The organism is Polaromonas potterensis, from assembly GCF_033446725.1.
Classification (GTDB): domain Bacteria; phylum Pseudomonadota; class Gammaproteobacteria; order Burkholderiales; family Burkholderiaceae_C; genus Polaromonas.
In genome coordinates, this window is the sequence record NZ_JAWQLX010000012.1 from 42,843 (window position 1) to 66,761 (window position 23,919).

Annotated in this window: 26 protein-coding genes; 8 read left to right on the plus strand and 18 right to left on the minus strand. The window is 62.9% G+C overall.

Annotated elements, in window-relative coordinates:
* Window positions 1-98 precede the first annotated feature (98 nt).
* Window positions 99-464: an aminoacyl-tRNA synthetase gene (locus R6254_RS19145; RefSeq protein ID WP_318409233.1), complete on the plus strand. Its 366-nt coding sequence runs from the start codon at window positions 99-101 to the stop codon at window positions 462-464.
* A 14-nt stretch (window positions 465-478) separates the two neighbouring features.
* Here R6254_RS19145 and R6254_RS19150 read toward each other — a convergent pair whose 3' ends face one another.
* The 6 genes from R6254_RS19150 to R6254_RS19175 form a co-directional block, all read right to left on the minus strand.
* Window positions 479-1,225 carry a hypothetical protein gene (locus R6254_RS19150; RefSeq protein ID WP_412103198.1) on the minus strand — a complete coding sequence of 249 codons (747 nt, stop codon included), beginning with the start codon at window positions 1,223-1,225 and terminating at the stop codon, window positions 479-481.
* A 38-nt stretch (window positions 1,226-1,263) separates the two neighbouring features.
* On the minus strand, window positions 1,264-1,728 hold the full coding sequence (locus R6254_RS19155; RefSeq protein WP_318409235.1) for a CoA-binding protein: 465 nt from the start codon (window positions 1,726-1,728) through the stop codon (window positions 1,264-1,266).
* A gap of 58 nt (window positions 1,729-1,786) precedes the next feature.
* The gene (locus R6254_RS19160) at window positions 1,787-2,416 is read right to left on the minus strand and encodes a thioredoxin family protein (RefSeq protein WP_318409237.1); all 630 of its coding nucleotides are present in this window, start codon (window positions 2,414-2,416) and stop codon (window positions 1,787-1,789) included.
* Between the two features lie 24 nt (window positions 2,417-2,440).
* Window positions 2,441-4,591, minus strand: coding sequence for a protein-disulfide reductase DsbD family protein (locus tag R6254_RS19165; RefSeq protein ID WP_318409240.1), 2,151 nt, complete (start codon window positions 4,589-4,591; stop codon window positions 2,441-2,443).
* 88 nt (window positions 4,592-4,679) lie between these two features.
* Window positions 4,680-5,012: a DUF167 domain-containing protein gene (locus R6254_RS19170; RefSeq protein ID WP_318409242.1), complete on the minus strand. Its 333-nt coding sequence runs from the start codon at window positions 5,010-5,012 to the stop codon at window positions 4,680-4,682.
* Complete coding sequence (locus tag R6254_RS19175) at window positions 5,009-5,773, minus strand: alanyl-tRNA editing protein (protein ID WP_318409244.1); 765 nt, start codon at window positions 5,771-5,773, stop codon at window positions 5,009-5,011. Before R6254_RS19175 ends, R6254_RS19170 begins: the two co-directional genes overlap by 4 nt.
* 17 nt (window positions 5,774-5,790) lie before the next feature.
* Between R6254_RS19175 and R6254_RS19180 the strand changes: the two genes are divergently transcribed.
* The 3 genes from R6254_RS19180 to R6254_RS19190 all read left to right on the plus strand — a co-directional run bounded on the left by R6254_RS19180 (window position 5,791) and on the right by R6254_RS19190 (window position 10,202).
* Entirely contained in the window at window positions 5,791-7,428 is a 1,638-nt protein-coding gene (locus R6254_RS19180; protein ID WP_318409246.1) for a B12-binding domain-containing radical SAM protein, read from the plus strand.
* A gap of 519 nt (window positions 7,429-7,947) precedes the next feature.
* A complete protein-coding gene (locus tag R6254_RS19185) occupies window positions 7,948-8,760 on the plus strand; it encodes a creatininase family protein (protein WP_318409248.1) in 813 nt (270 codons plus the stop codon).
* 95 nt (window positions 8,761-8,855) lie between these two features.
* Window positions 8,856-10,202, plus strand: coding sequence for a PQQ-dependent sugar dehydrogenase (locus R6254_RS19190; RefSeq protein ID WP_318409250.1), 1,347 nt, complete (start codon window positions 8,856-8,858; stop codon window positions 10,200-10,202).
* A 101-nt stretch (window positions 10,203-10,303) separates the two neighbouring features.
* On the opposite strand, the gene R6254_RS19195 is transcribed toward R6254_RS19190, so the two are convergent.
* Window positions 10,304-10,984, minus strand: coding sequence for a histidine phosphatase family protein (locus tag R6254_RS19195; RefSeq protein WP_318409253.1), 681 nt, complete (start codon window positions 10,982-10,984; stop codon window positions 10,304-10,306).
* Between the two features lie 236 nt (window positions 10,985-11,220).
* On the opposite strand from R6254_RS19195, the gene R6254_RS19200 reads away from it, so the two are divergent.
* The 3 genes from R6254_RS19200 to R6254_RS19210 are packed head-to-tail and all read left to right on the plus strand — an operon-like array spanning window position 11,221 to window position 14,147.
* Window positions 11,221-12,231 carry a uroporphyrinogen decarboxylase family protein gene (locus tag R6254_RS19200; RefSeq protein ID WP_318409255.1) on the plus strand — a complete coding sequence of 337 codons (1,011 nt, stop codon included), beginning with the start codon at window positions 11,221-11,223 and terminating at the stop codon, window positions 12,229-12,231.
* Window positions 12,232-12,278: 47 nt separating this feature from the next.
* The gene (locus R6254_RS19205; RefSeq protein WP_318409257.1) at window positions 12,279-13,262 is read left to right on the plus strand and encodes a Bug family tripartite tricarboxylate transporter substrate binding protein; all 984 of its coding nucleotides are present in this window, start codon (window positions 12,279-12,281) and stop codon (window positions 13,260-13,262) included.
* A 6-nt stretch (window positions 13,263-13,268) separates the two neighbouring features.
* On the plus strand, window positions 13,269-14,147 hold the full coding sequence (locus tag R6254_RS19210) for an NAD(P)-dependent oxidoreductase (RefSeq protein ID WP_318409259.1): 879 nt from the start codon (window positions 13,269-13,271) through the stop codon (window positions 14,145-14,147).
* Window positions 14,148-14,194: 47 nt separating this feature from the next.
* Here R6254_RS19210 and R6254_RS19215 read toward each other — a convergent pair whose 3' ends face one another.
* Window positions 14,195-15,262 carry a PLP-dependent cysteine synthase family protein gene (locus tag R6254_RS19215; protein ID WP_318409260.1) on the minus strand — a complete coding sequence of 356 codons (1,068 nt, stop codon included), beginning with the start codon at window positions 15,260-15,262 and terminating at the stop codon, window positions 14,195-14,197.
* 3 nt (window positions 15,263-15,265) lie between these two features.
* Window positions 15,266-15,664: a Rid family detoxifying hydrolase gene (locus R6254_RS19220; protein WP_318409262.1), complete on the minus strand. Its 399-nt coding sequence runs from the start codon at window positions 15,662-15,664 to the stop codon at window positions 15,266-15,268.
* 213 nt (window positions 15,665-15,877) lie between these two features.
* Here R6254_RS19220 and R6254_RS19225 point away from each other — a divergent pair, with 213 nt between their 5' ends.
* Complete coding sequence (locus R6254_RS19225) at window positions 15,878-16,807, plus strand: LysR family transcriptional regulator (protein ID WP_318409264.1); 930 nt, start codon at window positions 15,878-15,880, stop codon at window positions 16,805-16,807.
* Here R6254_RS19225 and R6254_RS19230 read toward each other — a convergent pair.
* The 9 genes from R6254_RS19230 to R6254_RS19270 all read right to left on the minus strand — a co-directional run bounded on the left by R6254_RS19230 (window position 16,804) and on the right by R6254_RS19270 (window position 23,917).
* Entirely contained in the window at window positions 16,804-17,796 is a 993-nt protein-coding gene (locus tag R6254_RS19230) for a threonine dehydratase (RefSeq protein ID WP_318409265.1), read from the minus strand. The genes R6254_RS19225 and R6254_RS19230 overlap by 4 nt on opposite strands.
* Window positions 17,793-18,431, minus strand: coding sequence for a LysE family translocator (locus R6254_RS19235; RefSeq protein ID WP_318409267.1), 639 nt, complete (start codon window positions 18,429-18,431; stop codon window positions 17,793-17,795). The genes R6254_RS19230 and R6254_RS19235 overlap by 4 nt, the downstream gene beginning before the upstream one ends.
* An 80-nt stretch (window positions 18,432-18,511) precedes the next feature.
* On the minus strand, window positions 18,512-19,225 hold the full coding sequence (locus tag R6254_RS19240) for a VOC family protein (RefSeq protein ID WP_318409269.1): 714 nt from the start codon (window positions 19,223-19,225) through the stop codon (window positions 18,512-18,514).
* The gene (locus tag R6254_RS19245; RefSeq protein ID WP_318409272.1) at window positions 19,222-20,157 is read right to left on the minus strand and encodes a PhzF family phenazine biosynthesis protein; all 936 of its coding nucleotides are present in this window, start codon (window positions 20,155-20,157) and stop codon (window positions 19,222-19,224) included. The genes R6254_RS19240 and R6254_RS19245 overlap by 4 nt, the downstream gene beginning before the upstream one ends.
* 26 nt (window positions 20,158-20,183) lie before the next feature.
* Complete coding sequence (locus R6254_RS19250) at window positions 20,184-20,804, minus strand: glutathione S-transferase family protein (RefSeq protein WP_318409274.1); 621 nt, start codon at window positions 20,802-20,804, stop codon at window positions 20,184-20,186.
* Window positions 20,805-22,028, minus strand: a complete 1,224-nt coding sequence (locus tag R6254_RS19255) for an aminotransferase-like domain-containing protein (RefSeq protein ID WP_318409275.1) — start codon at window positions 22,026-22,028, stop codon at window positions 20,805-20,807.
* A 34-nt stretch (window positions 22,029-22,062) separates the two neighbouring features.
* Entirely contained in the window at window positions 22,063-22,392 is a 330-nt protein-coding gene (locus R6254_RS19260; RefSeq protein WP_318409277.1) for a DHCW motif cupin fold protein, read from the minus strand.
* The gene (locus R6254_RS19265) at window positions 22,389-23,309 is read right to left on the minus strand and encodes a DMT family transporter (RefSeq protein WP_318409278.1); all 921 of its coding nucleotides are present in this window, start codon (window positions 23,307-23,309) and stop codon (window positions 22,389-22,391) included. The genes R6254_RS19260 and R6254_RS19265 overlap by 4 nt, the downstream gene beginning before the upstream one ends.
* A complete protein-coding gene (locus tag R6254_RS19270; protein ID WP_318409279.1) occupies window positions 23,306-23,917 on the minus strand; it encodes a LysE family translocator in 612 nt (203 codons plus the stop codon). The genes R6254_RS19265 and R6254_RS19270 overlap by 4 nt, the downstream gene beginning before the upstream one ends.
* Window positions 23,918-23,919: the final 2 nt, after the last annotated feature.

The following is a 23,919-nucleotide window of genomic DNA, read 5'->3' on the forward strand; positions in this document are numbered from 1 at the left end:
AGCAGGCGCCGGGAAGGAATCAAGCCGGCGCTACCCACCGGCTTGATTCGGATTTACCATGGGGCTGGGTTTGCTGGACTCGACCAAGGGGCACCGCCATGCGCATGAACGATCAGGAGTATTTTCGCAGTTGTATCGCCAAAGAGCGGCACCTGGCGCAGTTGCTGGGCCACCAGCACATTGAAGAATGTTATGAAAGCGCGGGCACCTTGTGGGACAACGCCCAAGCCTTGCCGCAGTGGACGCGTGACTGGCAGGCTTGCGGGCCGCTGATGACCCAGTACGGGCTCTCGGTGGTCTATGGTCAGGCGCCGGGGCTGGCGAGTGACTTCAGTTTTGCCAGCATAGGCAGCACCGTGGTGCAGTTTGCCGACCACCCGACGCGGGACCGCGCGGTGATGTACGGCATCGTCAAGGAATTGATTGTGTTGCTGGAGCACGGCCAGGCCCGGCAGGCCGCCTGAGCCGGCCCGGCCGCTCAGCGCACCGGCAGAAACTGCAGGAAAGAGGCGCCGGCCAGGTTTTGCACATAACTGATCACGGCCCGGCGGTATTTTTCAGTCAGCACCTCGGACAATAAATCGAGCCGGCCTATGACCTTGCCGAACTCGCGCTCGAAACTCAGGTTGCGCTCCTGCGCGGAAATTTCATCGGCCAGCAGCAAGGGTTGGCCTGCGGTGTTGCGCCGGCTTGCCAGCAGCCAGACCGCCGACTCGATGTTGCGCGCGGCGTTGTAGATGTGTTGCGCGTCCAGCCCATCGACCAGGTAGAAGGTGCTTCGGTTGTCGTGGGCAACGATCAACATGTCGGCGCTGGCGTAGATAAACGCGGCGACCCGGTCGCCCTTGAAGTCAGGCGCCAGGGCCAGCGACAAGGCGGCAATGTCGCGTTGGCCTTTCAGCTCGGGCCAGGGTGTGCGTTGGGTTATGGCCTCGCGTACCTTCTGGACTGCCGCGTCGCGGCTCACGGCGCTGGTTTTGCGCCACTCGGTCGGGTTGCGCCGGTAGAGCTTGTCGAGCAGCCGGTACAGGCTGTCCAGGTTGTCACGCATACCCAGCGTGGCCACGCGGTTCACATCCGACTGCACCAGTTCATTGACAGTCAGCGGCGCCACTTGGGTCTCGCCCCGGTGCACAGACGCCGGCCCCATGTTTGAACAACCGCCCAGCAGCAGGGCCAGCCAACAGACGGAGGACGACAGCAAGGGCCGGTGGGGCAGGGGCATGCGGCCATTATCCGGAACCAGCGCCCCAGCGCAAGAGATCAGACCGTCGATGCGGGCGCGTGTGGTTTTGTCAGCAAACCGCTGGACATCAGCACACGGTGATCGATCTTGAGGCAGTGGTCTTGCACCACCAGCAGGCCGGCGGCTTCGGCCTTGGCCGCGGCGGCCGGATGGCTGATGCCGAGTTGCATCCAGACCGCTTGCGCACCGATGGCAATGGCTTCATCCACCACGGGCGGAATGTCTTCGCTGCGGCGAAAGCAGTTCACCAGGTCGATTTTTTCGTGCTGCGCGGCTTCACTCAAACTGGCATAGGCTTTTTCGCCCAGCACCGCAGTGGCATTCGGATTCACCGGAATGATGCGGTAACCCTGGGCCTGCATGTAACGCGCTACATCAAAACTGGTGCGGTGCGGCTTGGGCGACAGGCCGACCACCGCAATCGTGCGGCAATGGCTCAGGATGTATGGCAGACGCTGGGCAGGGGACAGGGGTGGGCTCATTGGATCACCTTCGCACGATGCGCTGCGGTGTGATGAGCCTTGGGAGCGGCCAGCTGGCTCATGTTTTGTCCTTGTATTTCACCGAGCAGCCATACGGCCGGCTGGACGCGACACTGAGGGCCTTGCCGCCCAGCGCTTCGTTCAGGCCCTGGCGCACGTAGTTGGTGGCGTTCTGGATGTCGGCCACACGGGCCGAGGGAATGCTGTCTATTCCGCCGGCGTAAATCAGCTGGCCTTGCGGGCTGATGATGTACATGTGTGGCGTGGTTTTGGCACCATACAACCGGCCGATGTCGCCCGACACGTCCATCAGGGTGGCCGTGGGTGCCGCCTGTTTGTCCACCATCCAGCCGGCCAGTTTGGCGGGCGCGAGGTAGTCGCTGCTTTCGGTTGAGTTGATGGCCAGCCAGACCACACCTTTGGCGGCGAACTCTTTTTGCAGGCCTTGCAGGTTGCCGCTGTAATGTTTGCGCACAAAGGGGCAGCCCGGGTTGGTCCACTCCAGCACCACCAGCTTGCCTTTGAAGTCACTGAGCTTGCGGGGCTGGCCCGAGGTGTCGGTCGCCGAAAAATCCGGTGCGGCCTGGCCGACAACCGCACTGGCGGCATGGGCCGGCAGCGCCAGCGCCCAGGGGGCGAGCACCAGGGTGCTGGAGAACAGGCGGCGATTGATGGCGCGATGCAACATGGCGTGAACTCCTGGACGGGGGAATTACAACTTGGCCAACTCGGCCCGGACATCCTCAACAGACAAAATTTCCGACAACACGACCGGCGCGCGGCCGGCTTTGTAAATCACATAAACCGGCACACCACTGCGGCCCAACTGGCTCAGCGCCGCGGTCACGGCCGGGTCGCGGCGCGTCCAGTCGGCGCGCAGCAGCGCCACTTTCTTGGCATCCATGTCGGCCAGCACCGCGCTGTGGGCCAGGGTGGTTTTTTTGTTGTACTGGCAAGTGACGCACCAGGCGGCGGTGAAGTCGACAAACACACTCTGGCCCTGGGCCGTGAGCTGGTCCACACGGCCAGGCGCCCAGGCCTGCCAGCGGTCCGCGGTCGCGGCAAGCGTGGACGTTTCCAAGGGTTTGACGATATTTTGGCCGCCAGCCCATAGCCCTATTGCGCAAGCAGCTATCGAAAACGTAGCGACCAGGGTCCGGGTCCGGCCCTTGAGCGTCAGCGACCACAAGACCAGCGCCAGCAGCACCAGCAAGCCCAGCAGGGCGCCGGCGCCGTCGATGCCGCTTTGTTGGCCCAACACCCAGACCAGCCAGACCACGGTGGCAAACATCGGAAACGCCATCAGTTGTTTGAAGGTCAGCATCCACGGGCCGGGGCGCGGCAGCAGGCGCGCCACCGCCGGCACGGCGCTGGCCGCCAGGTAGGGCAAGGCCATGCCAACACCGATGGCGCCAAACACGGCCAGTGCCTGCCAGGCCGGCAGCCCCAGGGCATAACCGAGTGACGCACCCATGAACGGTGCGGTGCAGGGCGAGGCAATCGCGGTGGCCAGCACGCCCGAAAGAAAGGCATTGATGGTGGGGTTTTTGGCCTGGATGTTGGCCACGCGGCTGGGCAGCAGGGCGCCAAACTCAAACAAACCGGCCAGGTTCAAACCCATCACGGTGAACAACACGGCCAGCGCGGCGACCACGGCCGGGCTTTGCAATTGAAAGCCCCAGCCCAGTTGTTCACCCGCAGCGCGCAGGCCCAGCAGCAGGGCGCCCAACGCCAGAAAAGACAGCACCACACCGGCGGTATACGCCAGGCCGGTGGTCACGCGGGTGGCCTGGTCTTTCATCTGCACAAAACCCACCACCTTGATGGCCAGCACCGGGAACACACAAGGCATCAGGTTCAGGATCAGGCCGCCCAGCAAGGCACCGAGCAGGGCCAACGCCAGGCTCAGGGGCGGCGTGTTGCTGCTGACGGGGGTGGCGCCCAATTCGGCATTCGCCTTGAGCGCGGCTTCCAAAGCAGGGGACACCGTGGCGATGGCGGCCAAGGCTGGCCACTCGCCTTTGACCGGCGCTTCAATCCGGTAAGCGGCGTCCTGGAAGGCCACCACCACCGGCATCAGGGCCGGGCTTTCGCTGCGCTGGCTGGAAAACGGCACTTGCGCGGTCCAGACCGCCCCTTGCCAGGCTTGTTGCCAAGGGGCGGCCGGTTCGATCACACCGCCGGTTTCAGGGAAAAACGCCAGGGTTTTGCCCTGCAGTGCCGCTGGCAGACCGCTCAGCGACACCTTGATGGCTTGTGTGCCAAGTTCGATCTGGCTGCCCGTGCCAGCCAGGGCTTGGGGGCTGGCGGCAAAGGCCGCGGCAAAAACGCTGCTGCTCATGCCGGTGGAGCTTTTGACCGGAATTTGCAGGGAAAACTCACCTTCCTGCGGGATACATTCTTTTTTGCAGACCAGCCAGGCGGCTTTCAGCCGGATGTCGAGCTGGGTGGCGTTGAAGCCGGGGGCCACGGTCAGCGGCACCGGCAGCAGCATGGTGTTTTCGTAGCCGTAGTTGGCCAGCGTGCCTATGGGGATTTTTTTCGGAGTGGGCCAGGCAATGTCGCCGGCCGTCACGCCGTCCGGCAACGTCCACTCCAGCAGGGTCGGCAGGCCGGAGTCGCCGGAGTTTTTCCAATAGGTGTGCCACTCGGGGCTGTGGGTCAGTTGCAGCCCGACCCAGACCGGTTTGCCGGCCTCCACGCCATCGGGCGCCCAGGCCAGCAATTCGGCTTTCACCTGGTCGGTCACCACCACCGCACTGGCGGAGGTTTTGCTTAAGAAGCTATTTTGGGCTGTAGCCCCCGTGGACAGGGCGCAAGCAGCTATAAAAACAAGAGCGGAGGCGAAACGTTGAAAAAACATGATCATGGTGTGAGCGGCGACCCCGCTGTTAGTTCCTGCGGCGCCAGCGTGGGGGCCGCATGCCGCATTGTGCGGCAGCACTAAAAACCTAATTGTTGTGCGGTGGCTGGGGCTGTGGCGCGAACACCGTCGGCAGCTTTGTCGGCGCCTTGATACGCAACTGCTTGTTGATATTTTCCTGGCCAAACACCACCGTGATGTCGGCCACCGTCACGCCAAACAGCGGCGCCAGAAAACGCAGCATATGGTCGGTGGCCTTGCCGGCTGCGGGTGCGGCGGTCACACTGACCTTGAGTTGTGTGCCTTTGGGTTTGCCAATCGCATCCCGTCCGGCACTGGGTTTGCCCAGGATGTTGACGACCAGGGTGTCACCGTCCCAGGCGAAAAAAGATTCGCCGGTGATGTTGCGCGGCCGGCTCATGGGCCAAAAGCCAGCACCACGCGGCGCGTTGTTGCGCTTTTTTTCTCGATCTTGGTGACCAGGATGGCGCCAATTTCCGCCGTGTTGGCCACATGTGTGCCGCCGCAGGGCTGGAGGTCGATCAGGTCCGTCGTGCCAATGCGTATGGTGCGCACCTGGCCGCTGCCGCGCGGCGGTTGCACACTCATGCTTTTGACCAGTGCCGGATTCGCGTCCAGTTCGGCGTCGCTGATACTGCCCACGCTGACGGCGTGTGCCGCCGCGATCAGGCGGGCGAGGCCGGCCGTCAAGGCTTCCTTGTCCAGCGGCGCCGTCATGTTGAAGTCGAGCCTGGCGTAGTCAGGCGTGACCGAGCAGCCATTGACCAGTTGCGGCACCAAGTGGCAGAGCAAATGGGTAGCGGTGTGAAAACGCATCAGCCGGTGCCGACGTGCCCAGGCTATGCGGGCCATGATGGCGTCGCCCGGCTTGACACCTGTATGTAGCAAGACCTCCAGCACCGAGTCGGCCGGGTCTTGCAATACAGGCAGATGGCAAATGGCATCCGTGAACTGGCCCGTGTCGTCCTTGGCTTTGCGCGTATCGGCGATGGGTAACTCCCGGCCGTCGGCCAGCACCAGCACACCGGTGTCGCCAGCCTGGCCGCCGCCCAGCGGATAAAACACCGTGCGGTCCAGCACCAGGCCCTGCTCGGTGACCGCGGTCACGGTGGCGCTGCATTCGGCCAGGTAGGCATTGTCGCGAAACAGGGTTTGGGTCATGGTTTGATAATACTGGCATGAACCGCCTTGCGTCCTCGTCGATCTCCTTTCCGTCCAGCCCCCAGTCGCGTGTGGTACTGGCCACGCTGAACGCCAAATACATCCATGCCTCCTTGGGCCTGCGCTGCCTGCTGGCCAACCTGGATGTGCACGGCGGTGCCGGCCTGCGGGCGCAGACACAGCTGCGCGAATTTGTCATCGGCCAGCCGGCGACCCGCATTGTGGAAGACTTGCTGGCGCTGCAGCCCGAGGTGATTGGCCTGGGCATTTATATCTGGAACGTGGTCGAGACCACACAGGTGGTGCGCCTGCTGAAAACGCTCAGGCCCGACATCAAGATTGTGCTGGGCGGCCCCGAGGTCAGCCACGAGGTCGAGCAGCAGGAAATTTGCCGCCTCGCCGACCATGTGGTCACCGGCTGGGGCGACGTGAGTTTCCCCAAGTTGTGCCGGGCCTTGCTCGACGGCCCCAAACCTTTGATGAAAGTGATAACCGGCGAACAGCCCGCACTCAGTGAACTGGCCCTGCCTTATCAGGACTACACGGCTGACGATTTGGCCCAGCGCCTGCTGTATGTGGAAGCCTCGCGCGGCTGCCCTTTTAAATGCGAGTTTTGTCTGAGTTCGCTCGACAAGACCGCCTGGGCGTTTGACCTGGATGTGTTCATGGCGGAGATGGAGGCGCTGTATCAACGTGGTGCGCGCAACTTCAAGTTTGTGGACCGCACCTTCAATTTGAAGATAGACAACTCGGTGCGTATCCTGCAGTTTTTCCTGGACCGCCTGCAGGACACGCCCGATGTGTTTGTGCATTTTGAAGTGGTGCCCGACAGCCTGCCGGATCGCCTGAAAGCATTGATCGCGCAGTTTCCGGCGGGCGCGCTGCAGTTTGAAGTGGGCATCCAAAGCTTCAACCCCGAGGTGCAGCAACGCATTTCGCGCAAACAGGACAACAGCAAAACCGCCGACAACCTGCGCTGGTTGGTCGGGGAAAGTCAGGCCCATGTGCATGCCGACCTGATTTTTGGTCTGCCTGGCGAAACGCTGGACAGTTTTGCCGAAGGCTTTGACCGCCTGTATGAACTGGCGCCACATGAAATTCAGTTCGGTGTGTTGAAACGTCTGCGCGGCACACCCATTACCCGGCACACGACGGATTTTGCGATGCTTTACGACCCGCAAACGCCTTACACGATTTTGCAAAACTCGACGGTTGATTTTTTGACCATGCAGCGCGTCAAACGCTTTGCACGCTACTGGGAAATGGTCGCCAACTCGGGGCGTTTTGCCTTGGGTTTGAAGCTGCTGCTGGAACCGGGTTCGGCCTTTCAGCATTTTTTGAATTTCAGCGACTGGCTCTGGCAGACCACTGGCAAGACGCATGAGTTTGCGTATGAAAAGCTGGTGGACTTGTTGTTTGAGTACCTGACGCAAATACGTGCAGTGGAAGCGCCGGAGGTGTGTGCGGCTTTGCTCGCGGATTACCAGGCCAGTGGGGCGCGTGGGCGGCCTGCGTGTCTGGCAGTTTTGCTGGCGGGCTTGCAGAAAACGCCGTCGCTGGCGGTGGAGAAACATCGGGTGGAGCGACAGGGGCGGCATCTGAGTCAGCAACAGAGTTTGCGGGGGGAGATTCAGAAGGCGGCTGCGGCGGCTTAGTTTTCGTTGTCTTTGATTCTGCTGTTTGTGGTTCTCCAACCTGCCGGGGGTTGCCCGGCGGCAACTCACTTTCTTTTGCTTCGCCAAAAGAAAGTAAGCAAAGAAAAGGCGACCCCACTGTCTGCGTCCCTGCGCTTCGCTACGGGTAACCTGCGCTGCTCGGTCCAGTCGGGGTCGAGCTCGAACTCGCCTGCGGCTCAGACAATCGCTCGCCCTGATCCGACTGGACCTGTGCTCCTAGTCGCAGGCAGAAGGGGGTGGGTTCGGATTCGGGTGCGGGGATGGATTCCGGCATGCGCCGGAATGACAAGCGGGGGCCGTCATTCATGCACGCGGGCGCAGCACACGCGGCCAAATGAAGTCCCCCGCCATCGCCCAGCGGGGCGAGGGAGGGGTTAGGGGTGGGAGTGGGGAGTCAGGCCTACTGTCTGAAACAAACCACCGACGCAGCGTGATGCTGAAAGAATCTGCCAACCACGTCTGTGACCCGATTCCACAGAATGGCCCCAAAATATGCCCATGAACCCCGCGCCTAATCCCTTCACCTTCCCGCATTTCTGGGCCGACCTTAAAAGCCCGGACTTTGCCCGCCTTGATGCTGCCGCCACCATTGCCGTGTTGCCAGTGGCTGCGATCGAGCAGCATGGCCCGCATCTGCCGCTCAGTGTGGATACCGATCTGGTCAATGGCGTGATTGCGCATTGCCTGCCGCATCTGGCTGGCGCGCCGGTCTTGTTTTTGCCGACACAAACCGTGGGCCGCAGCATTGAACATGTGGCTTTTGCCGGCACGCTGACATTGGGCGCGGCCACCTTGATTCAAAGCTGGGTGGATGTGGGTGAATGTGTGGCGCGCACCGGCATCAAAAAACTGGTGCTGCTCAATGCGCATGGCGGCAATGTCTCCACGCTGGACATTGTGGGCCGCGAATTACGTGCGCGTTTTGGCATGACGGTGCTGATGGTCAACACCTTCAGCCTGCCCTTGCCTGCATCTGTGAAGCAATTGTTTGGTGCTGGCGAAGAGCGGTTTGGGGTACATGGCGGCGATGTTGAAACCTCGATGATGCTGGCGCTGCACCCGGAGAAAGTGGATATGGCGCAGGCGCAGGATTTCCATTCGAGCAGCCAGGACCGTGCGCAGCACTACGCGATTCTTGGCAATGGCAGCAGCGCCAAACTGGCCTGGGCGGCGCAAGACCTCAACCCCACGGGCGCGGCCGGCAATGCCGCTGCGGCCACCCCTGAAAAAGGGCGGGCCGTGCTGCAGGCCAGCGGGTCGGCCCTGGCGGCCCTGTTGCAGGAAATCGGTCGGCTGGACCCGTTGGCTTGAACTGACAAGCGCTTGGCTGACACCAAATGGGCCCGGCCTGTGTCACAGTGATGCAGAAGGCTGCCTTGTTGGCACGTCGTGACCAAGGGTTCATCATGTCCATTGCCGCTACCCGTCGTTCAAGTGCATTTTCTTTGGGCACCGTCACCCTGGCGGTGCTGTTGGCGACAGGCCTGAGCGCTTGTGGCGACACGTCCAAGTTGCCGCCTTCGGCCGATGTGGGCGCCACCCCGACCTTGCCCCCGCCGAACAAAGCCCTGTTTCCGACGGTTCATATTGCCCCGGCCACCGGTTGGCCCCAGGGGGTGATGCCGCAGCCTATGGCGGGCCTGCGCGTCACGGCATTGGCCGCCGGCCTGGATCATCCGCGCTGGGTTTATGTCTTGCCCAACGGCGACGTGTTGGTGGCCGAGAGCAACAAGCCGCCCAAGCCGGAAGCAGGGTTCAGTTTTCGGGGCTGGGTGATGGGCGTGGTGGTGAAACGGGCCGGGGCTGGCGTGCCCAGCGCCAACCGCATCACCTTGCTGCGCGACGTGGACGGCGACGGCCAGGCCGAAACCCGCACGGTATTTTTGCAGGGTTTGAATTCACCTTTTGGCATGGCGCTGGTCGGCAAGGAGCTGTTCATTGCGAATGCCGACGCCCTGGTCAAGGTGCCTTATGAAGACGGCCAGACCGCCATCAGCGCCACGCCGGTCAAGGTGGTGGACTTGCCGGCCGGCATCAACCACCACTGGACCAAAAACGTGATGGCCAGCCGCGACGGTAGCAAGCTGTATGTCACGGTGGGCTCGAACAGCAATGTGGGTGAAAACGGCATGGAGGCCGAGGTGGACCGCGCGGCCATTCTCGAGGTCGACCCTCGGGCCGGCACACGCCGCGTGTTCGCCTCTGGCCTGCGCAACCCCAACGGCCTGGGCTGGAGCGCCGACGGCACACTTTGGACCGTGGTGAATGAGCGCGACGAAATCGGCAGTGACCTCGTGCCCGACTACCTGACCTCGGTGAAAGACGGCGCTTTTTACGGCTGGCCTTACAGCTATTACGGGCAAAACGTCGACGTGCGCATCCAACCGCCGCGGCCTGATCTGGTCGCCAAGGCGGTGGTGCCCGATTACGCGCTGGGCGCGCACGTGGCGCCGCTGGGCATGGTTTTTTCGGAAGGCAAGGCCTTGCCCGCCTCACTGGCCAGTGGCGTGTTTGTGGGTGAACACGGCTCCTGGAATCGCAAGCCCTTTAGTGGCTACAAGGTGGTGTTTGTGCCCTTCGCGGGCAACAAACCCTCGGGTCAACCGGTGGATGTCCTGACGGGTTTTCTCAGTCCGGATGGCAAGGCTTATGGCCGGCCCGTCGGTGTGGCCATCGACAAACGTGGGGGCTTGCTGGTGGCCGATGACGTGGGCAACGTGATCTGGCGCGTGGCGGGCACGTCGGCACGTTAGATCAGGCGCTACCGCATATTTTTAAGGAAAATAGGCCTATAGCCCTTATGGGTTGGTCGCAAGCAGCTATCAAATAAATAGCGATTCGCTGGGGCGCGTGTTCAGGCGTAGGTGATCCAGCTCGCGTGTTCCGGCGCGTCCAGATGCGGCAAGGTGTTGTAGGTCACCAGCATGTGCCGCTTGGGTGTGAAGGCAAACTCGGTCATCGAACTGTTGCGTATGCGCAGGTTCAACTCGATCGTGGCTTCCGGCGAGGTGCCCAGCACATGGCCCACGGCCGTCGAGATCGGGCCGCCGCTGGAGACCAGCAAGACATTTCCGGTGTAGTTTGTTTTGATGTCATCCAGCACCGCGCTGATGCCCGCCACAAACTCGGTGTAGCTGGGCATACCTTGGGGACTGACCACGCCCGACATCCATTGCGCCAGACCGTCACGCAGCAGCCGGAAATGGCTGCGGTACATCTCGGGCGAGGTCGGTTTTTCCAGCTTGTGCGGATGGATGGCGGCTATGACGGCATGGCTGTCGTATTCGTTCAGGCCCGCGCGGGGCTGGGCCTGCAAGCCCGCGTCCATGGCATCACCCATGCCTTCGCGTATCCCGGCCAGGGTGTTGATCTGGCGCTGCAAGGTGCCGGTGAAAGCAGCATCAAAAACCAGGCCCTTGTATTTGAAATATTCCCCCAGGCGCACACTTTGCCGGTAACCCAGCGGGCTGAGCACGTCATAGTCGTCGGCGCCAAACGAGGCCTGGCCGTGGCGCACGAGGTAAAGGGTTCCCATGGATAAATTGTGGCCACAAGCCGGCGGGGGCTCAGTCGCCCCGGGGACGTTTCAGGCCTGTATTAGCACCTTGGCGACATTCGCCCGAAATTTTCGCGTAGCGCAGATGACGTCTGTCGGCAGGGTGTGTTGTGTCTTTGCGTAGTACAAAAGCAGCCTTCGGAAGAACTCGTTTGTCTCTTGTTCTGGCTGGTGGGAGACTGCTTTCACATCAACCATTTGGCAAGAAGACCGTTATGAAAGCCCTGAACCACTGGCAGAGAATTGAAGCCGCCATCGCTGGCGAAACCACCGACCATGCACCCGTTGCCTTGTGGCGTCACTTTCCCGACGATGATCTTTGCCTGGAGAAGTTGGTGGCGCACACCGTGGACTGGCAGAAAAAATGGGACTTCGATCTGGTGAAGTTCATGCCGTCTGGCACCTATGGCGTGGAAGACTGGGGGGCGACAACCGGTTACCGAGGTGCCGCCAACGGTGCGCGTGAAGTGATCAGGCCGGCCGTGTTTAGGACTGAGGATTGGGCACGCATCCGTCCCCTCGACGTGCTTGCGGGGTCCTACGGGCAGCAGAACCGGGCGCTGGCGGCGACCGCCAAGGCGTTGCGAGGTTCAGCGCCGCTGTTGCAAACGGTGTTCAGCCCCTTGACCACCGCACGCAAGCTGTCCACCGACAGGATGCTGGCCGATCTTCGCTGCTCGCCGGACGCACTGCACCAGGCGCTGCGTGTGATCACCGACGTCACGATTGAGTTCGCGCTCAAGGCTCTGGAGGCCGGCGCCGATGGTGTATTTTTTGCGACACAGCTCGCCTCCAATCGCATCCTGAATACGCAGGAGTACGCGTGTTTCGGAAAAAAATACGATCTCGAAGTGTTGAACGCGTTGCGCGGCCGATCGCGCCTCAACATGCTGCACGCCCATGGCGACGACATCATGTTCGACCTGCTGGTGGACTACCCGGTCGAGATGTTCAACTGGCATGACAGGCTGACCAAACCTTCACTCAGCGAGGCGGGGGAAAAATTTCCGCGGCTGCTGGTCGGCGGTCTGAACGAACACGGGACGTTGCTCCACGGCTGGCCGGACGACATCGAGCGTGAAATTCATGAGGCGCTCTCCCATAACGAAGGGCGCAGGCTCATGATTGGCCCCGGCTGCGTTTTACCGGTCGCCATCCAGGACCGGAGCATCCAGGCGGTCATCGAGGCCGTGCGCCTGCCTCACCGACAACTCAGTTACGCTTGATCCATTTTCGCCTTGCATCTAACTTTCTTAACTCTCAAGGAATCTCCATGCGCCGACTTTTTCTGAACACCGTGTTAGGGGCCGCTGCCGCGGTGGGGCTGTTTTCGCCAGCTTTTGCCGATTCGTGGCCGGCTGCGGGAAAAACCATGCAGATCATTGTTCCGGCGCCCGGCGGCGGCGGGACGGGCGACACCATCGCGCGCCTACTGGCGGAACAGTTGACGACCCGCCTGAAAATGCCGGTGGTGATCGACAACCGGGGCGGTGCGAATGGCAACATTGGTGCGGTGGCTGCCGCAGGCGCCACACCCGACGGCTACCGGCTGTTGTTCTCCTGGGCCGGAACGCTGGCGGTCAACCCCAGCCTCTACCGCCATTTGCCCTTCGATCCGCGCCGCGACTTCGAACCGATCGCCCTGGTCGCTGACGTGCCGAACATCATCGTTGTCAACAATGCCTTGCCCGTGAAGGATGTGGCCGCGCTGATCTCTTATGCCAAAACGCGACCGGGTCAGTTGAACTTTGGCTCCACTGGCAATGGCAGCTCGATGCACCTGGCTGGCGAACTGTTCATGCGTGAGACCGGATCCAGACTGGTGCACGTGCCTTACAACGCGCCAGGCCTGGCGACCACCAACCTCATTGCGAATGACATCCAGATGATGTTTCAACTGGTGCCCGGCATTGTGGGTCAGGTCAAAGGCGGGAATGTCCGGGCGCTGGCCGTGATGTCGGCATCCCGTTCGCCTGCGTTACCGGACGTGCCGACCTTGGCCGAATTGGGCTACCCCAAACTGTTGTCGTCGACCTGGTTTGCGCTGCTGGCACCCAAGAACACCCCGCCAGCCATCCTCGATCGCCTCAACACTGAAGTCAACGCCGTGCTGGCGATGCCTGAGTTCAAGAAACGACTTGCTGATCTCGGTGCCTTGCCCATGGGCGGCTCACGGCAGTTGCTGGCCGAACACCTGAGCGCCGAAACCGCCAAGTGGGGTCGCATCGTCAGCGAGGCAAAAATCCAGAGTGATTAACACGAGATGACAGACCCCTACCTGCCGGAGCGAAACCCGGCGCCGCAAGAGATCGGCTGGATCGGCTTGGGTCGCATGGGGAGTCCGATGGCCCACCGCCTGCTGGCGGCGGGCCATCGGGTTTCTGTCTGGGCACGTCGGCCGGAAGCGGCCGCGTCGCTGCTGGCCGCCGGTGCTGGCTGGGCGGAATCGCCAGTCGCGCTGGCCAGGCGTTGTGGCCTGGTCGTGAGCATGCTGACGGGCCCCGATGATGTGCTGGCCTTGTACGAACAGATGATGCCTGCCGCCGGCCCAGGCACCGTCTTTGTCGACATGAGCACGGCAAGCCCGTCGACGGCGATCCAGCTCGCACGCTGGGCCAGCCAGTCGGCGGTGGATGTGCTGGACGTTCCTGTGACCGGTGGTGTCGCCGGTGCGCAGAACGGCACGCTCACGCTGTTCGTCGGCGGCTCCAGCGAGGTGCTGGCCCGTTGCCGACCTGTCCTGGCCACCTTAAGCCAGCGGCTTGTGCATTGCGGCGAGGCCGGCGCGGGTTATCGCATGAAACTCATCAACCAAACGATGATGGCTGGCGCGTTGCTCGGCCTGGCAAATGGCGCGGCTATGGCGCGCGCCGCGGGATGCAGCGCTGACATTCTTCACGAGGCCTTGGGGACGGGAACCGCATCGGGCGCACTGTTCCATGCCTACCTGGGACGGATGTTGTCTCTGGAGGGGCCGGAGACGTTTACCCTGGGTTTGCTGCGCAAGGACCTCTTGCTGGCCCGTGACGAATCACCCGCCGGCGCGCCGAGCACGGCATTTCTGAGCTTGCTCTTGAGTCTGGTGGACGACGCGTGTGCACGTTTTGGTCCCGACCGGGGCGTTCAGTTCTTGGGCGCCTGAGGCCACGTTTGGCCACCTGCCCGGCGTGGGCCAGGCCGGTGGCGGTCTCACGCCGCGGGCCAGATCCCTGTGCGGTAGGCGTCCTCCACGCGCTGGGTATAGGGCTGGATGTTGTAGTTGTTGGCCGCCAGCCAGGCATCGCTGTAGTAGGTATCCAGATAGCGGTCGCCGGCATCACATGCCAGCGTGACGATGGCACCGGCCTCGCCCCGCATGTGCATTTCACAGGCCAGTTGCAGGGCGCCGTAGAAGTTGGTCCCCGTCGAGCCGCCGTATTTACGTCCCACCAGTCGCTCCAGGAAACGCATGGCAGCGTACGAGGCCGCGTTGGGAACACGCAGCATGAGGTCGACCACGTCTGGAATGAAGGACGGTTCAACGCGTGGCCGGCCGATACCTTCGACGTCGGAGCCGCGCGCGCTCACCGTGCCCGCATCGCGGTCCCGGTGGTAGTCGCAAAACACGGAGTGCTCCGGGTCCACCACACACAACTCGGTGGCGTAGCCTTCGTAACGAATGTAGCGGCCTATCGTGGCTGAGGTGCCGCCCGTGCCTGCGCCCACGACCAACCAGCGTGGCACCGCGTAGGGCTCGCCTTTCATCTGCTGGAAAATCGTCTCGGCAATGTTGTTGTTGCCTCGCCAGTCGGTGGCCCGCTCGGCGTAGGTGAACTGATCCATGAAGTGCCCCTTGCGTTCGTGCGCCAGCCGCTCCGCCTCCACGTACATGCCCGCGGCCGTGTCCGTGAATTGGCAAGACCCGCCGAAGAATTCAATTTGGGCCACTTTCGCCGGTGAGGTGCTGCGCGGCATGACGGCGATAAAAGGAAGACCCAGCATCCGCGCAAAGTAAGCCTCGGAAACCGCGGTGCTGCCCGACGATGCCTCGATGATGGTGGTTCCTTCGGTGATCCAGCCGTTGCAAAGGCCATACAGAAAAAGAGACCGGGCCAGACGGTGCTTGAGGCTGCCGGTCGGGTGTGTGGATTCGTCTTTCAGGTAAATCCGGATGTCTGGCAGTGCAGGCGTTTCCACGAGGATCAGATGTGTATCGGACGAGCGCTGGAAGTCTCGATTCAGCCGCTCGATGGCATGGCGTACCCAGGTGCGTGACATTGTTTAGGCTCCTTGGGGTGTTGACGGGACGACCGCGATGGCATCGATCTCGATCAGTGCCTGGCGCGGCAAGGCTGCCACGCCCACCACCGCCCGCGCCGGGTAGGGAAGGCTGAAATGCGAGGCCATGTAGGTGTTGAGTGCGGGCGCGTGAGCGAGGTCGGTCAGGTAGACTGTCAGCTTGGCGATGTGGGCCAGTGAAGCCCCGGCAGCGTGTGCAACAGCGCTCAAATTATTGAAGACGCACGCGATTTGCGCTTCAATGCCCTGGGCCAGCTGCATCGTTTTTGGATCCAGTGGAATCTGGCCCGAGAGATAGACTGTGTTGCCGGCCTGAATGGCCTGTGAATAGCTGCCAATGGCGGCAGGCGCTTCCTGCGTGATGATCGGATGGAGAGACATGTTGCCTTTGAATGATTTGAAACCGTGTTAAGTCGAACTCCCCGTACTGTGCCAAGGGGGCGAGGGCGCGAGTCACTGCTCAGCTTCGGCGAAAAACCGCATGGTCTTGTACCGATGATGCCTTCAGCGAATCGCGATGCCTAGAGTTTTCCATAGCCCAGGTGAGCCGGCAAACGAGTTTTATCAAAGCCTCTCTTTGTGGAGCACGAACGCATGCGCTACGACCTGATTGACCTCAAGTTGGTGGTGGCGGTCGCCGATGCCGGCAATGTCTCGCGCGGTGCGGCAGCCTGTTTTTTGGCGCCGTCGTCGGCCAGCTTGCGCATCAAACACCTGGAAGAAAGCCTGGGGGCACAACTCTTCACGCGCAATGCGCGGGGGGTCTCGCTGACGCGGGCCGGGCAGGTGATGTTAGAACATTGTCGCCGTTGTTTTGCTGAACTCGAGCAGATGCACGCAGACCTCGTGCCTTATGCCGATGGGGTGCGGGCGCACGTCACGCTGTTTGCCAACAGCAGTGCCATCGCGTCTTTTCTTCCTGGTGATCTCGAGCTGTTTCTTCGCTCCCATCCCAGCGTACGCGTTTCGCTCGAAGAGCGGCTGAGCCATGACATCGTGACCGCCGTGGTTGAAGGCCGCGCGGATCTGGGCGTGGTGACCTGGGACGATGCTCACCCGGAGTTGTTGTTCCGGCCTTACCGCGAGGACGAACTGGTGGTGCTGGCACCTGTCTCTTTGAGCATCGGCAGCCAGGGTGCGGTCTCGCTGCGTGAATGCCTGGACCATCCGTTTGTCTCCATGGGCAGCGGCAGCGCCATTCACACCTTCATCATGTCGAAAGCGATCACGCTGGGGCAGCCCATGGATGTTCGCATTCAGGTGGCCGGATTCCCGGCGGTCGCGTCCTTGGTGAAATCCGGCGCGGGCATAGGCATCGTCCCCCGCTCGGTGATCAACAACCTGAAGGCTGAGGGTCTGCAGGTCCTGTCTTTGCAGGAACCGTGGGCGACGCGGCTGCTGCGGGTTTGCGTCCGCCGGGACGAGACGCGGCTATCGGGTTATGCGCGAGATCTCTGGCACTTGCTGTGCAAAGACGGCAGCGAATCCGAAGCTCGCGATGAAGCGCCAGGCTTGCGGGCCTAGGCTGCGCCTAACACCTTGGAAAAAACGGGCGCATCCACATTGCCGCCGCACAAGGTGATGCCCACAACTTGACCCTGGAGCTGCGCACGCTCCTGCATGGCCGCGGCAAAGCTGGCGGCGCCCGCACCTTCGGCCACGTTGTGGGTGTCGGTATACAGGGCACGCATGGCCTGGGCGACCTCGTCGTCGCTGACTTGCACGATGTGGTCGATGTGCGGGAGCAGGATGTCCAGGGCCGAGGCATCGGCGATGCGGCAGGCCATGCCATCGGCCAGTTGTGTGCTCACCGGGGCTTCGACCACGCGGCCTGCGGCCAGCGAATCGGCATAGGTGGTGGCGTGGGTACTCACCACACCGACGATACGTACCTGGCGTTGCAAGGCCAGCTTGGCGGCAATCGCCGCACAAGCGCCTGAGCCCTGGCCTATGGGCACATACACCACGTCGAGCTGCGGCACCGCCCGCATGAACTCCCACCAGTAGGTGGCGACACCGCTGAGCAGGTCGGCATGAAAACTCGGCACCATGTGGGCGCCGCGTTCGGTGGCCAGGCGCATCGCGAACTCGCGGCTTTCCTGGAAGTCCTGGCCGTGTTCGATCAGGGTCACGCCGAGGGCCCGCATGGCCGCGTTTTTCTCCAGCGAATTGCCCTGCGGAACCACGATGGTGCAGGCCACGCCGTGGGCGCGCGCCGCCCAGCCTATGCTCTGGCCGTGGTTGCCACGGGTGGCGCTGATGATTTCTTGCGGCAAGACGCCGGCTTGTTTCAGTGCGTCGAAATAAGTCAGTCCGCCGCGTATCTTGAAAGCGCCGACCGGTGTGTGGTTTTCGTGTTTGATCCAGCAGTCAGTGCCTAGGCGCTGGCTGGACAAACCCCAGCGGTACTGCGGCGTGGCCTGGAACTCGCGGTAAACCACACGCGCTGCGGCTTCGATGTCCTGCAGCCCGGGCAAGCCGCAGTCGGCTTCGCTGCGCAAAACGGCGCTCATGCGGCCACCCGCTTCTCGGTCAGCAGGCGCAAGGCCAGCAGGCCTAACACCGTGCCCATGACATAACGCTGTACCCGCATCCAGGCGATGTTGCGGTTCAGGAAAACCGCCAGGCCGGCGGCAAAAAAGATGATCAAGGTGTTGATGGCCAGGCTCACGCTGATCTGCACCGCGCCCAAAGACAGGCTTTGCAGCAGCAAGTTGCCGCGCTCGGGGTGCAGAAACTGCGGGAAGAAGGACAGGTAAAACATCGCCACCTTGGGGTTGAGCAGGTTGGTCATGAAACCCATCAGGAACAAGGTGCGTGGCGGGTCATGTGGCAAGCTGCGGGTTTCAAACGGCGAGAGCCCGCCGGGCCGGATGGCCTGCCAGGCCATCCACAAGAGATAGGCCGCGCCCAACACCTTGATGGCGGTGAACGCCATGGGCACGGCCAGCAGCAGCGCCGTCAGGCCGAAAGAAGCGGCCAGCAGATGCACGAGAAAACCCACGGCCACGCCGCCCAGCGACACCAGCCCCGCACCGCGGCCCTGGCACAAGGTGCGCGAGATGCAATAAATCATGTTGGGCCCGGGTGTGAGGACCAGGGCCAGCGCCACCAGTGCAAACCAGGCGAGTTCGGTGAAGGTCAGCATCTCGGCGCTCCCGACGGGCCGCCCCTAGGGCAGCGCGCAGCCCCTAGTGGAGCAGCGAACGAATGTGAGCGTGGGGGCATTCAGACTCCTTTGGACTCAAGCGTGACACGCCCGCGCGGTGTCTGCAGCGTGGCCATCAGGTTGGGCGCACCGGGGGTGACGCTCACACCGCTCAGCCCGATGGCGGCGTAACCGGCCAGCAGTTTGGCGGGGCGTGGGTGGCTGACCTGCAGCGCTTCCAGCGTGACACCCGAAGGCGGCATCGCATCCAATGGATGGGCGGCCTGCGCCGGGTCTTCGCTGGGATCGCCCCACTGAATCAAGGTCGGCAGGGCGCCGTAAAAAAGCCGCTGGCCGTCATCACGCACGGTGATGCGCCATTTCAGCAGCGCCTGGGTGGTCTGGCGTGAGGCCTCGACCACGGCGCCCCGGTCCAGGCCGAGCGCCGCGAGGGCCTTGACGCCGGTCACCACACCGGTGACGCTGGCGACAAAATGCACCAGCTGCGGCCCGTCTTTGGCCACGGCGGCCTGCAGCAGCTTGTCGTCCATGTCGAACCAGCGCTGGGTGCCGCGCGCGCGGGTCGGGGTGATGCCGGGCTGGAGCGCAATGATTTCAAAATAAGTGCGCTTGTACGACTGGCCGGCTACGCTGAACAGGCGGTTGTGCGTGCCCATCAGCGGGTGTTCGCCGCCCGGCCCCGGTGTGATGCCCAGCGTGGTTTCGCACCATTGCACGCCTTGCGCCAGGCTGTGCGCCACCACCACCAGGTGATCGACCTGGGCCGTGTTCATAACGCGACGTTTCCGTGGATGCAGGTGACCGATTCGCCGCCTACCCAGACCTGGGTGCTGCCATCGGCCGCTGTTTCGCGCGTCAGGAACACGCGGCCGGCCCGGCCCAGGCACGTGCCTTGCGCCGCCTCGTAACGCTCGGGCGCGTGGCCTTCGGCCATCAGCCATTGCGCCAGGCTGGCGTTCAGGCTGCCGGTGACCGGGTCTTCGAGGATGCCTATCGGCGCGGCAAAGGCCCGCACTTCAAAGTCGGCGGCAGCGGTTTCCGCCAGCGCGGCGGGAGCGCGGCTGCCAAAGGCGCGTGCTTCGCGATTTGCGCGCGCTATCAAAAAAGGAGCTTCTTGCGTAGTGTGGGTGCCGGTTACGCCCACTTTGATGCCAAGCTTTTTGAGCGCCAGGTGATCCGGCTCCAGTTGCAGCACGGTGTCGGCGCCGTCCAGCAGCAAACCCAGCCAGACCGGGCCGTTGTCCAGCAACTGGGCCGCCACGATGTGTTGCGCCTTCAGGCCCAGGGCGGCGGCGACTTGCGCCAGGATCACCGGGCTGGGCGCCGAACGTTTGAGCGGCGGCGCGGCAAAGGCCAGGCGTGCCCCTTCGCGCCGTATGGCCACCAGGCCGACCTGACATTGCTGCACGATCAGGTCCTGGCGTTTGGGCTGGCCGCCGGCCTGCAGCCAGGCATGACAACTGCCCAGAGTCGGGTGGCCGGCAAAAGGCAACTCACCACCCGGTGTGAAGATACGCACCTGGTAGTCGGCCGACGGGGTTGTGGGCGGCAACACAAACGTGGTTTCCGACAGATTGGTCCACTGCGCAAAACGCTGCATGGCCGCATCGTCCAGGCCGCTGCCGTCCAGCACCACGGCCAGCGGGTTGCCGAAATACGGCTGGTCGGTGAACACGTCGACTTGTTTGAAAGGCCTGGTTTGCATGGCGTGCGATCCGCTGGTTAAAAAGATCAGGTCAGCGCGAGGTCCAGCACGCCTTTGCTGGCCTGCCGTGCGCAGATGTTGGCGTACCAGCGTTCGATGGCCGGCCGGCTCTGGCGCGGCTGTGGCAGGCCAAACCAGCGGTGTACCTCGCAAGCGATGGGAATGTCGGCCATGGTGAAATGGTCGCCGGCCATGAAGGCGCGCTGCGCCAAATGGCTCTCCAGTGTCGCCATCAGTGACTCGACCGCGGCATTGGACTCGGCGATCAGCGCGGGATTGCGCTGCTCGGCCGGGGTGCGTATCAGTTGCCAGAAGCTGGGGCGGCTGACCGGGTTCAAGCTGGTTTGTTGCCAGTCCATCCAGCGCTCGGCGTCAAAACGTTCGCGCAGATCGGTGGGGTACATCTGGCCCGAAGAATGTTTGGCGCACAAGTAACGTACGATGACATTCGACTCCCACAAGACGTAATCTTCGTCTTCGATGAGCGGCACCAGGGCGTTGGGGTTGAGCCGCATGTAGTCGGGCGTCTTGACGACCCCAAACAGGCCACCGGCCTCGGTGCGCTGAAAGTCCAACCCCAGTTCTTGCGCCGCCCACACCACTTTTTTGACATTGATGGAGCTCATGCGCCCCCAGATTTTTAGCATTTATTTAGCCCCCACACTTTCTGCGCTACGTGCGGCACCGGCCTGCGCGGGGCGGTTCTCCCGGATCGCCGCGGCCAGTGCCGCGATGCCCAGCTTGATCTGTTCGCTGCTGGCCGTGACAAAGGACAGGCGCAGGGTGCGTTCGTCGGCCTGCTCGGCGTAAAAGGCGGCGCCGGGCACAAAGGCCACGTTTTTGTCGACGGCTTTGGGCAACAAATCAACGGCGCTCATGCCGGCCGGCAAGCGGGCCCATAAAAACATGCCGCCGGCTGGGGTGTTCCAGCTCACGTCCTCGGGCATTTCACGTTGCATGGCGGCCAGCATGGCGTCGCGCTGTGACTTGTAGAGCGCACGGATGGTCGGCACATGGCGGTCCAGGAAGCCGCCCTTCATCACCTCGGCCACCATGCGCTGGTTAAAGCCCGGGCTGTGCAGGTCGGCCGCCTGTTTGGCCTGCAGCAGTTTGGGGTAAAGCGCCTTGGGCGCCACCATGAAGCCCAGTCGCAATCCCGGCGCCAGCACCTTGGAAAACGAGCCCAGGTAGACGCAGCCTTCCGGGTTGCGTGCGGTGAGGGGCAGCGGCGGCGCTTCGTCAAACCACAGGTCGCCATAGGGGTTGTCTTCGACCAGGGGCAGGCCCAGCCGGGCGGCCTCGGCGCTCAGCGCGGCGCGGTGTTGCTCGGTCATGGTGCGGCCGGTGGGGTTCTGAAAATTGGGCAACACATAAAAGAAACGCGCGCCGGCCGCCTTGCGGCCCAGGTCGGCGATGTCCACGCCTTCGCTGTCACTGGCCACACTCACGATGTCGGGTTCCATGGGTGTGAAGGCCTGCAGTGCGCCCAGGTAGGTTGGTGTTTCCACCAGCACCCGGCTGCCCTTGTCGATCAGGATTTTGGCGATCAGATCCAGGCCCTGCTGCGAGCCCGTGGTGATCAGCACTTGGGCCGGATCGACATTCCACGGCAGCATGGCCGCCACCATGTCGCGCAAGGGCGCATAACCTTCGCTGGCAGCGTATTGCAGCGCGGCATGGCCGTCCTCGCGCAGCACTTTGTCACAGGCCTCGCGAAAGGCGCTGACCGGAAAGGTTTTGGGGGAGGGCAGGCCGCCGGCAAAACTGATGATGCCGGGCTTTTCGGTGACCTTGAGGATCTCGCGGATCACTGAAGGGTTCATTTTTTCAGCGCGAGCGGCCAAGGTCCAGGGCGTGTTGGCTTTTTCCATGGGTTTCTTTCTTGTCGTTTGTCGGTATCGGGGGTTAATCCACAATGAACAGTTTCGCACCTTTGGGCGCGGCTGAGCGATGCGCTTCTGCGTGGTCGGCGACCTGGTAACTCATGCCGGGCCGCAGCACGTGCTGGCTGCCGTCTTCCAGTTCGGTGTGCAATTCGCCTTCCAGGCACAACAAGATATGTCCTTTGCTGCACCAGTGGTCGGCGGTGTAGCCGGCGCTGTACTCGACCATGCGGACCCGGATGTCGCCAAACTGCTGCGTGCGCCAGAAGGCCTGGCCGGTCATGCCGGGGTGTTCGGTGCGCGGCACGCTGGACCAGTCGGTGGTGCCGAAAGGGATGTGGCTGATGTTCATGTGGCTTTCTGCAAAGTAGCGGTGTGAACGGGCATTTTCTTGCCAATAAACACCGTGGCGATCACGGCCAGGGAAAAACCCACGGTCACGGCGTCCAGGTGCTCGCCCAGCAAGGGCACGGCAAACAACATGGACAAAAACGGTTGCACCAGTTGCACTTGGCTGACACGCACCGTGCCGCCCAGCGCCAGGCCGCGGTACCAGGCAAAAAAGCCCAGCCACATCGAAAACACCGCCACATAGGAGAACCCCCACCAGGCGCTGGCTTGGAGCGGCAGCTGCGGCCAGCTGAAAACCGTCAGCGGCAGGCTGAGCGGCAGCGACAGCAGCAGCGCCCAGCAAATCACATGTTCGGCCCGCATGTGTTGCGACAGCCGCGCGCCATAACCGTACCCGACGGCCGCACACAGGCAGGCCGCTAGCAGCAGCAGGTCGGCCCAATGAATCGACACGCCACCCGTGCCATTGCCCGAGCGCAACATGGCAAAGGCCACCACCAGTAAACTGCCCAACACGGCGCAGCCCCAGAAGCCGGCCGACGGGCGCTGGCGGTGCAGCAGCGCGCCCACGGCGGCGGTGGCCAGTGGCAGTACACCCACAATCACGCTGGCATGCACGGCTTCCACATAACGCATGGCGATGGAGGTCAGCAGCGGAAAGCCGAAGACCACGCCACCCGCTGTGACGGCCAGCGGCCACCAGTCCTGGCGTCGGGGCAGGGGTGCACGGGTGATGAGCAAAAAAACGGCCGACAGCGCGGCCGCCACCACGGCCCGCCCCATGGCGATGAAAAGGCCCGACATTTGTGGTGCATCGGCGCTGCCGACGGCCAGGCGTGTCATCGGCAGGGTGAGCGAAAAAATCACGATACCCAGCAGGCCCAACCACAGGCCCTTGTTGATCTGCGCGGTGTTCATATGAACAGCATCCAGATGGCCGTGAGCACCAGCACCCCGGCCATGCCGCGGTTAAACCACAGCAGACGCCGGCCGCTGCCAAGCGGCCCGGACAACCACTCCCGCAGCAGCGAGCCGGCCAGCGCATACGTGAGGTTGCTGACAAAGGCATAAGCCAGCATGACGGGCAACACCACGGCAAAACGCAGCGCGGCTTCTTCGCGCCCGGCGATCCAGCCGCTGACGATGGCGAGTGCCAGCATCCAGGCCTTGATGTTGACAAACTGCAGCGCTGCGCCTTGCCAGAAACCCACGTTCAGGCGCGCGGCGTCGGCCTGGCTCAACTGGTGCGAGCGGGCGATTTTGGACGCCAGCCACAGCAGATACGCCACGCCGGTGATCTTGACGACCCAGCCCATCAGCGGCATGGCCAACAGCAGGGCGCCCAGGCCGGCCGCACACAGGCTGAGCAACACCCCCCAGCCCACCGGGACGGCGCAGACAAAAGGCAGGGCGCGGCGCAGGCCGTGGTTGGCCGCCAGCGCGGTCGAGAGGGTGGTGTTGGGGCCGGGCGAAAAACTCATCGCCGTGGCCAACACCAGTAAAGCGGTGAACTCTTGCCAATTCATGG

Coding starts and splice junctions, on each gene's coding strand:
- R6254_RS19175 (WP_318409244.1), bottom strand. CDS start 5,773: ATGACCCAAACCCTGTTTCGCGACAATGCCTACCTGGCCGAATGCAGC.
- R6254_RS19270 (WP_318409279.1), bottom strand. CDS start 23,917: ATGAATTGGCAAGAGTTCACCGCTTTACTGGTGTTGGCCACGGCGATG.
- R6254_RS19160 (WP_318409237.1), bottom strand. CDS start 2,416: ATGTTGCATCGCGCCATCAATCGCCGCCTGTTCTCCAGCACCCTGGTG.
- R6254_RS19195 (WP_318409253.1), bottom strand. CDS start 10,984: ATGGGAACCCTTTACCTCGTGCGCCACGGCCAGGCCTCGTTTGGCGCC.
- R6254_RS19255 (WP_318409275.1), bottom strand. CDS start 22,028: ATGGAAAAAGCCAACACGCCCTGGACCTTGGCCGCTCGCGCTGAAAAA.
- R6254_RS19265 (WP_318409278.1), bottom strand. CDS start 23,309: ATGAACACCGCGCAGATCAACAAGGGCCTGTGGTTGGGCCTGCTGGGT.
- R6254_RS19230 (WP_318409265.1), bottom strand. CDS start 17,796: ATGAGCGCCGTTTTGCGCAGCGAAGCCGACTGCGGCTTGCCCGGGCTG.
- R6254_RS19220 (WP_318409262.1), bottom strand. CDS start 15,664: ATGTCTCTCCATCCGATCATCACGCAGGAAGCGCCTGCCGCCATTGGC.
- R6254_RS19205 (WP_318409257.1), top strand. CDS start 12,279: ATGCGCCGACTTTTTCTGAACACCGTGTTAGGGGCCGCTGCCGCGGTG.
- R6254_RS19215 (WP_318409260.1), bottom strand. CDS start 15,262: ATGTCACGCACCTGGGTACGCCATGCCATCGAGCGGCTGAATCGAGAC.
- R6254_RS19200 (WP_318409255.1), top strand. CDS start 11,221: ATGAAAGCCCTGAACCACTGGCAGAGAATTGAAGCCGCCATCGCTGGC.
- R6254_RS19170 (WP_318409242.1), bottom strand. CDS start 5,012: ATGAGCCGGCCGCGCAACATCACCGGCGAATCTTTTTTCGCCTGGGAC.
- R6254_RS19250 (WP_318409274.1), bottom strand. CDS start 20,804: ATGCTAAAAATCTGGGGGCGCATGAGCTCCATCAATGTCAAAAAAGTG.
- R6254_RS19155 (WP_318409235.1), bottom strand. CDS start 1,728: ATGAGCCCACCCCTGTCCCCTGCCCAGCGTCTGCCATACATCCTGAGC.
- R6254_RS19240 (WP_318409269.1), bottom strand. CDS start 19,225: ATGAACACGGCCCAGGTCGATCACCTGGTGGTGGTGGCGCACAGCCTG.
- R6254_RS19190 (WP_318409250.1), top strand. CDS start 8,856: ATGTCCATTGCCGCTACCCGTCGTTCAAGTGCATTTTCTTTGGGCACC.
- R6254_RS19260 (WP_318409277.1), bottom strand. CDS start 22,392: ATGAACATCAGCCACATCCCTTTCGGCACCACCGACTGGTCCAGCGTG.
- R6254_RS19245 (WP_318409272.1), bottom strand. CDS start 20,157: ATGCAAACCAGGCCTTTCAAACAAGTCGACGTGTTCACCGACCAGCCG.
- R6254_RS19150 (WP_412103198.1), bottom strand. CDS start 1,225: ATGCCCCTGCCCCACCGGCCCTTGCTGTCGTCCTCCGTCTGTTGGCTG.
- R6254_RS19225 (WP_318409264.1), top strand. CDS start 15,878: ATGCGCTACGACCTGATTGACCTCAAGTTGGTGGTGGCGGTCGCCGAT.
- R6254_RS19165 (WP_318409240.1), bottom strand. CDS start 4,591: ATGTTTTTTCAACGTTTCGCCTCCGCTCTTGTTTTTATAGCTGCTTGC.
- R6254_RS19145 (WP_318409233.1), top strand. CDS start 99: ATGCGCATGAACGATCAGGAGTATTTTCGCAGTTGTATCGCCAAAGAG.
- R6254_RS19235 (WP_318409267.1), bottom strand. CDS start 18,431: ATGCTGACCTTCACCGAACTCGCCTGGTTTGCACTGGTGGCGCTGGCC.
- R6254_RS19210 (WP_318409259.1), top strand. CDS start 13,269: ATGACAGACCCCTACCTGCCGGAGCGAAACCCGGCGCCGCAAGAGATC.
- R6254_RS19180 (WP_318409246.1), top strand. CDS start 5,791: ATGAACCGCCTTGCGTCCTCGTCGATCTCCTTTCCGTCCAGCCCCCAG.
- R6254_RS19185 (WP_318409248.1), top strand. CDS start 7,948: ATGAACCCCGCGCCTAATCCCTTCACCTTCCCGCATTTCTGGGCCGAC.